Raw genomic sequence first — 6,288 nt, 5'->3', positions numbered from 1 at the left:
AGTGTTCCAACCGCAACATACCATAGTCCGTACGGGATTCGAACCCGTGTTACCGCCGTGAAAAGGCGGTGTCTTAACCCCTTGACCAACGGACCAGAGTTGTTATTTTCAACTCTTACTATTATACCGACTTTTTAAACTTTGTCAACTACTTTTTTAAACTTTTTTTACTTTTTTGCATGAATTCCTAATGAGTACGGATGTCAAACTCTTTAAACACAATACGTAAGTCCTTTAGCACTCTTTGACGCCCTCGGAAACGTTCATTTCTTAAGACGCGTTCTAACTCTTCTCGTTGCTCTTTAGTTTGTTTGTTTCTATAATCTCTTAGTGTTTCATGAAAGAGATAATAGTCATCTAGCCAGAGTCCTACCTCACTTATACGATGACTAATCTCACCCACTTCTTCATAAAGCTCTTTATCATATCTTCGTTTTTGACTTTCTTGTTTACGGATATAGTCTAGAATCCGATTCCGAAACTTGGTTTTGAAATATTTCCTTAAACGAGGGATATCTTCTACTAATCCCTCTTCTTTACTAATCAATTCATGTAGACATATCATTCCCTCTTGATCCCAATCCGATAGTTCCCATAAATGCAAGTAATATTCATTTCTACTCTTATATACAATTCCTTGGACTTCTTCATACAATTCTTTAATCATTCTTTTCCCCTTTCTAGATACAGTCTAACAGATTCAGAAACACTTTTGGCACATTTCATCCATTCTGTTCCCTTTAGCTCCTCAACTGCACAAAAAAGAGAGGACAGGCCTCTCTCAGGGTTATAATTCTGCGATTTGGTTTAGGTTTACTTCTGCAACTGTGTCATTACCAAACATAGAGATAATCATCTTCACTTTATTGTTATCAATCTCTGTAATCTTACCGGTATAATCTGCAAAAGCTCCATCAATAATACGTACAGTTTGACCAACTTCAACATCGATATCAAACTCTTGTACAGTTTGTCCCATAGAAACCAAGATATCACGAATTTCTTGTTCCAATAATGGAGTTGGTTTTGATCTATTTCCGTGAGATCCGACGAATCCTGTAACATTTGGTGTGTTTCGAACAACAAACCAAGCTTCATCTGTCATGACCATTTCTACAAGAACATAACCTGGAAAGCGATTTTCTTCTACTTCTTTTCTCTTTCCTTTTTTTTCAACTTGCACGGTTTGCGTTGGAATTTCAACGCGTAGAATATTATCCAACATATTGTAGGTTTGTGCACGTTGTAATAGATTTTCTTTTACCTTATTTTCATAACCAGAATAAGTTTGTAAGACAAACCATCCTTTATCAAAACTATCCATGATATTTCCTTTCATAAATAGAAGATTTCTAGTGTAATTAACTCCACTAACCTTCTAAAAAATGTTAATAAATCGAATCAAACCTGAAACAATCAACTGGTCAAAAATGTAAATAATTACTACAAAGAAAGCTGTGTATTCCATGATAGAACGAAAATCTCTCCAGCTTTCCTTGCGAGTTGGCCATGTTGTGTCTTTAAGAAGTCTAAATATATCTCCAATAAAACGCATCGCTCTCTCCTATCTCGTTTCTCTGTGTGTAGTATACTTACCACAATGTTTACAAAATTTATTTACTTCTAGTCGTGTTGGCTTGGGGTTTCCGCTTATCTTGATTGAATAGTTTCTCGAACCACAAACCGCACAAGCTAGGCTTGCTTTTTTTAATGCCATAACGCCTCCATCTTATCTATTATAACAAGAAAGCTAGGCTTTGACAAGCATCTTAACGAAATAGATTGACTACCGAATCCCATATCGTTTGAGCCTTTTCCTTAATCTTCGAATCCGAGATAGCACGGCTAGCCTCATCTACCAGATTTTGTGCACGACTTCTAATATCAGAAAGGCTATTATCTGCCTGATTTTCTTCATTACTCTGTACTTGATTTCTTGTATTGGCTGGTCCAATTCCATTTTGCTTATAAGCATTTTCAACCGTAAAAGTGCTTCCTGGCGTATAAGGTAAAATGGTATTTGCAATGTTTCTAAAGACATGTGCTGCACCGTTTGAAGTCGAACCTGCTAGATAGTGATTTTCATCAGTGGTCGGAAAGCCAAGCCAGTGGCTAATCACTACATCCGGAGTATAACCAATTACCCACTGGTCACTTGTGTAATCCGGATTGAAAACTGCTTCAGTTGTTCCAGTTTTCCCTGCCATGACATAGTCTGCAGGCGATGAACTAATACCGGTACCGTTGGTGAATGTCCCCAACATCATACTGGTCATCTTATCAGCTACAGACTTATCAATCACCCGTTTTTGTGAATTTTTATGGCTCGCAATAACCTGACCACTAGCATTTTCAATTCTACTAATAAAATGTGCTTCCGGCATTAAACCTTCATTTGCAAAAACAGCATATGCTTGAGCCATTTGAAGTGGGTTGGTTTCAACACCGCTTCCCAAGGCGACGCCAAGAACACGATCGACCTTTTCCATGTTGAGTCCGAATTTTTCGCCCGCCTCAAAAGCCTTATCAAGGCCCAAATCATTAACAGTGGCAACAGCAGGCAGATTAAGCGACTCTGCCAAGGCTTGATACATAGGAACTTCTCGACTCGTTTTGATTCCTGCATAGTTATCAAGCTTATAGCTGTCGTACTGCATGGTATGGTTATCCAAGAGCTTATTCAAAGCCCAGCCTGCTTCAACTGCTGGCGTATAAACAACTAAAGGCTTAATTGCAGAACCAGGACTACGTTTTGATTGAGTTGCATAGTTGAAATTCCGGAATCCAGTTTTATCATTATCAGCAACTTGACCGACAACTCCACGAACTCCACCTGTTTTCGGTTCGAGAGCTACACTTCCTGATTGAGCAAATGTTCCATCCTCTGCCCTCGGAAATAGCGATGTGTTTTCATAAACAACCTGCATATTTGCTTGGTAATTTTGGTCCAGCTCTGTGTAAATGCGGTAGCCATTATTTACGATTTCTTCCTCTGTTAAATTATACTTAGACACAGCTTCATTAACCACCGCATCAAAGTAAGAAGGATAGCGGTAATCTGAGATTTTTCCTTCATACTTATCGTGCAATTGCGAAGTCATATCAACTTCTGCAGCTTCGGTTTCTTGGTTTTTATCAATGTAACCCGCTGCAAGCATATTTTGCAAGACAGTATCACGACGATTAGTCGAATCTTCTACAGAATTCAAGGGATTATACAGTTCCGGCCCCTTGAGCATCCCTGCTAGAGTGGCAGCTTGATCCAAACTCACTTCTGATGCAGAAACTCCAAAATATTTCTTACTCGCATCTTCTACACCCCACACACCATTTCCAAAATAAGCGTTGTTAAGGTACATGGTTAAGATTTGATCCTTACTATATTTTTTTGTTAATTCTAAGGCAAGAAAAAATTCTTTCGCTTTTCTCTCAACAGTTTGATCCTGTGACAAATAGGCATTTTTAGCCAGCTGCTGGGTAATAGTAGATCCACCACCTGAACGACCAGCAGTGACAATCGCCAAGAAGAAACGACCATAGTTAATCCCGTCATTTTTATAGAAAGAGCGGTCTTCTGTCGCAATAACGGCATTCTGCAAATTTTTACTGATATCAGTCAATTCAACATAAGTTCCTTTTTGACCAGACAAGGCACCAGCCTCTTTTTCTTCACGGTCAAAAATGATAGTCCGAGTTTTCAAGGCGTTTTGCAAATCGTTAACATTGGTTGACTTAGCTACAGCAAACAAATAGGTTCCAACTAGCAAGCCTGCACTCAAACCTAGTATAAGGACAATCTTTGTTAGATGATAGCGACGCCAGAATTTTCGAATTGGACCTACTTGGGCTAATTTTTTTCGATCACTACGAGAGCGACGTAAGCTAGTAGAGTCAGAGCCCTCTAGTTCACTTGTTTCTTTTTTAAAAAGAGAAAGAAATTTCTCGAATAATTTATCTAATTTCATGCGTTTATTTTATCATCTTCATCATAGGAAGACAAGAATTTAGCTATTTCCTATCCAAATAGGGCTTTTTTTGTTACAATATCTGTATGCAATTCACATTTACATTACCAGACTCTCTACCTCAAATGACGGTAAAGCAATTACTTGAGGAGCAACTCCTCATCCCTAGAAAAATCCGTCATTTTTTGAGAATCAAGAAACACCTTTTGATTAATCAGCGAGAAGTTCATTGGAACGAGACGGTAAATCCTGGAGATGTTTGCCAATTGACTTTTGACGAGGAAGATTATCCCGAAAAAGAAATTCCTTGGGGCAACCCAAACCTTATTCAGGAAGTTTATCAAGATCAACACTTGATTATTGTAAACAAACCTGAGGGTATGAAAACACACGGTAACCAACCAAACGAAATTGCTCTTCTTAACCATGTCAGTGCCTACGTTGGCCAGACCTGTTATGTCATTCATCGTCTGGACATGGAAACCAGTGGCTTGATTCTCTTTGCCAAAAATCCTTTTATCCTGCCTATTCTCAATCGCTTACTGGAGAAAAAAGAGATTTCTAGGGAATATTGGGCACTAGTTGATGGAAATATCAGCAGCAAAGAACTTGTTTTCAAAGACAAAATCGGACGTGATCGCCATGATCGCAGAAAACGAGTAGTTGATACAAAAAATGGGCAATATGCCGAAACGCATGTAAGCAGATTAAAGCAATTTCCAAACAAGACTTCCTTGGTTCGTTGCAAGCTAAAGACAGGGCGAACCCATCAGATTCGTGTGCACCTTTCGCATCATAACTTCCCTATTTTAGGCGACCCTCTCTATAATAGTAAATCAAAAACAAGTCGGCTTATGCTTCATGCCTTTCGACTGTCCTTTACCCATCCGCTTACTCTAGAGAAATTAAGCTTCACTACCCTATCAGATACTTTTGAAAAAGAATTAAAAAAGAATGGATGATAGCGTCATCCATTTTTTAATATTTAAAAAGCAAGACCAGAGGCCTTGCTTTTTATCGACTCATGAATTATTTAGCGATTTTTGCGAAGTATTCAAGAGTACGAACAAGTTGTGCAGTGTATGACATTTCGTTGTCGTACCATGATACAACTTTAACCAATTGTTTACCGTCAACGTCAAGAACTTTAGTTTGAGTTGCGTCAAACAATGAACCGTAAGACATACCTACGATATCTGAAGATACGATTGGATCTTCTGTGTAACCGTATGATTCGTTTGAAGCTGCTTTCATAGCTGCGTTCACTTCATCAACAGTAACGTTCTTTTCAAGAACTGCTACCAATTCAGTAACTGATCCAGTTGGAGTTGGAACGCGTTGTGCAGATCCGTCAAGTTTACCGTTCAATTCTGGGATTACAAGACCGATAGCTTTTGCAGCACCAGTTGAGTTAGGAACGATGTTTGCAGCACCAGCGCGAGCACGGCGAAGGTCACCACCACGGTGTGGTCCGTCAAGGATCATTTGGTCACCAGTGTAAGCGTGGATAGTAGTCATCAATCCTTCTACAACACCAAAGTTGTCTTGAAGAGCTTTAGCCATTGGAGCCAAGCAGTTTGTAGTACATGAAGCACCTGAGATAACTGTTTCAGTACCGTCAAGAACGTCGTGGTTAGTGTTGAATACAACTGTTTTAACGTCGTTTCCACCAGGAGCAGTGATAACAACTTTTTTAGCTCCACCAGCGTGCAAGTGTTTTTCAGCAGCTGCTTTCTTAGCAAAGAAACCAGTAGCTTCAAGAACGATTTCTACACCGTCGTTAGCCCAGTCGATTTGTTCTGGATCACGTTCAGCAGAAACTTTGATGAATTTACCGTTAACTTCAAATCCACCTTCTTTAACTTCAACAGTACCGTCGAAACGACCTTGAGTTGTGTCGTATTTCAACAAGTGTGCAAGCATAACTGGATCTGTAAGGTCGTTGATACGAGTAACTTCAACACCTTCTACGTTTTGGATACGACGGAAAGCAAGACGACCGATACGTCCGAAACCGTTAATACCAACTTTAACTACCATTAGTGATTTCCTCCTTATGAAAATCATGAAATTTTTATTGTGAAAAGAGTAACTTGAATCACTACAAATCACCTTTCAACAAACCTATTATATAACTATTTGAGTTGAATTGCAAGTACGGGCATTGTTTTTCTATGTTAGTTTCTTTTCAAGGCAACTTCTCAAAGTAACTTCCACTTGCCTAACCAAAGTGGAAATTAGTCTAAAACGGATTTTTATGGTGGAATTAAGTATGAGACGTTTGAGTTAGAAATGAGATTCACTATGACAAAACATAAACACC

General features: G+C 39.0%; 7 protein-coding genes and 1 tRNA gene. 1 reads left to right on the top strand and 7 read right to left on the bottom strand.

The window, feature by feature from the left end; genetic code table 11:
* Positions 1-23 precede the first annotated feature (23 nt).
* The 6 genes from B7695_RS05930 to pbp2a form a co-directional block, all read right to left on the bottom strand.
* A tRNA-Glu gene (locus B7695_RS05930) sits at positions 24-95 on the bottom strand.
* 92 nt (positions 96-187) lie between these two features.
* On the bottom strand, positions 188-667 hold the full coding sequence (locus B7695_RS05925) for a transcriptional regulator (protein ID WP_084890413.1): 480 nt from the start codon (positions 665-667) through the stop codon (positions 188-190).
* 120 nt (positions 668-787) lie between these two features.
* A complete protein-coding gene (gene nusG, locus B7695_RS05920; protein WP_084890411.1) occupies positions 788-1,324 on the bottom strand; it encodes a transcription termination/antitermination protein NusG in 537 nt (178 codons plus the stop codon).
* A gap of 54 nt (positions 1,325-1,378) precedes the next feature.
* Positions 1,379-1,555 carry a preprotein translocase subunit SecE gene (gene secE / locus B7695_RS05915; RefSeq protein ID WP_001210991.1) on the bottom strand — a complete coding sequence of 59 codons (177 nt, stop codon included), beginning with the start codon at positions 1,553-1,555 and terminating at the stop codon, positions 1,379-1,381.
* A 9-nt stretch (positions 1,556-1,564) separates the two neighbouring features.
* Positions 1,565-1,717, bottom strand: coding sequence for a 50S ribosomal protein L33 (gene rpmG, locus B7695_RS05910; RefSeq protein ID WP_001809375.1), 153 nt, complete (start codon positions 1,715-1,717; stop codon positions 1,565-1,567).
* Positions 1,718-1,769: 52 nt separating this feature from the next.
* Positions 1,770-3,965 carry a penicillin-binding protein PBP2A gene (gene pbp2a / locus B7695_RS05905; RefSeq protein ID WP_084890409.1) on the bottom strand — a complete coding sequence of 732 codons (2,196 nt, stop codon included), beginning with the start codon at positions 3,963-3,965 and terminating at the stop codon, positions 1,770-1,772.
* Between the two features lie 86 nt (positions 3,966-4,051).
* Between pbp2a and B7695_RS05900 the strand changes: the two genes are divergently transcribed.
* Positions 4,052-4,927, top strand: a complete 876-nt coding sequence (locus tag B7695_RS05900) for an RluA family pseudouridine synthase (RefSeq protein ID WP_077804628.1) — start codon at positions 4,052-4,054, stop codon at positions 4,925-4,927.
* Between the two features lie 67 nt (positions 4,928-4,994).
* Here B7695_RS05900 and gap read toward each other — a convergent pair whose 3' ends face one another.
* On the bottom strand, positions 4,995-6,005 hold the full coding sequence (gap, locus tag B7695_RS05895; RefSeq protein ID WP_033687386.1) for a type I glyceraldehyde-3-phosphate dehydrogenase: 1,011 nt from the start codon (positions 6,003-6,005) through the stop codon (positions 4,995-4,997).
* Positions 6,006-6,288 lie beyond the last annotated feature (283 nt).

The sequence above is a fragment of the Streptococcus mitis genome, from assembly GCF_002096845.1.
Taxonomy (GTDB): domain Bacteria; phylum Bacillota; class Bacilli; order Lactobacillales; family Streptococcaceae; genus Streptococcus; species Streptococcus mitis_A.
Note: the sequence above shows the minus strand (reverse complement) of the source record. Positions and strands in the feature narration are given on the sequence as shown.

Bases quoted from the DNA above. Each gene is read 5' to 3' on its own strand.
- secE (WP_001210991.1), bottom strand. From the start codon at position 1,555: ATGCGTTTTATTGGAGATATATTTAGACTTCTTAAAGACACAACATGG.
- B7695_RS05900 (WP_077804628.1), top strand. From the start codon at position 4,052: ATGCAATTCACATTTACATTACCAGACTCTCTACCTCAAATGACGGTA.
- pbp2a (WP_084890409.1), bottom strand. From the start codon at position 3,965: ATGAAATTAGATAAATTATTCGAGAAATTTCTTTCTCTTTTTAAAAAA.
- nusG (WP_084890411.1), bottom strand. From the start codon at position 1,324: ATGGATAGTTTTGATAAAGGATGGTTTGTCTTACAAACTTATTCTGGT.
- rpmG (WP_001809375.1), bottom strand. From the start codon at position 1,717: ATGGCATTAAAAAAAGCAAGCCTAGCTTGTGCGGTTTGTGGTTCGAGA.
- B7695_RS05925 (WP_084890413.1), bottom strand. From the start codon at position 667: ATGATTAAAGAATTGTATGAAGAAGTCCAAGGAATTGTATATAAGAGT.
- gap (WP_033687386.1), bottom strand. From the start codon at position 6,005: ATGGTAGTTAAAGTTGGTATTAACGGTTTCGGACGTATCGGTCGTCTT.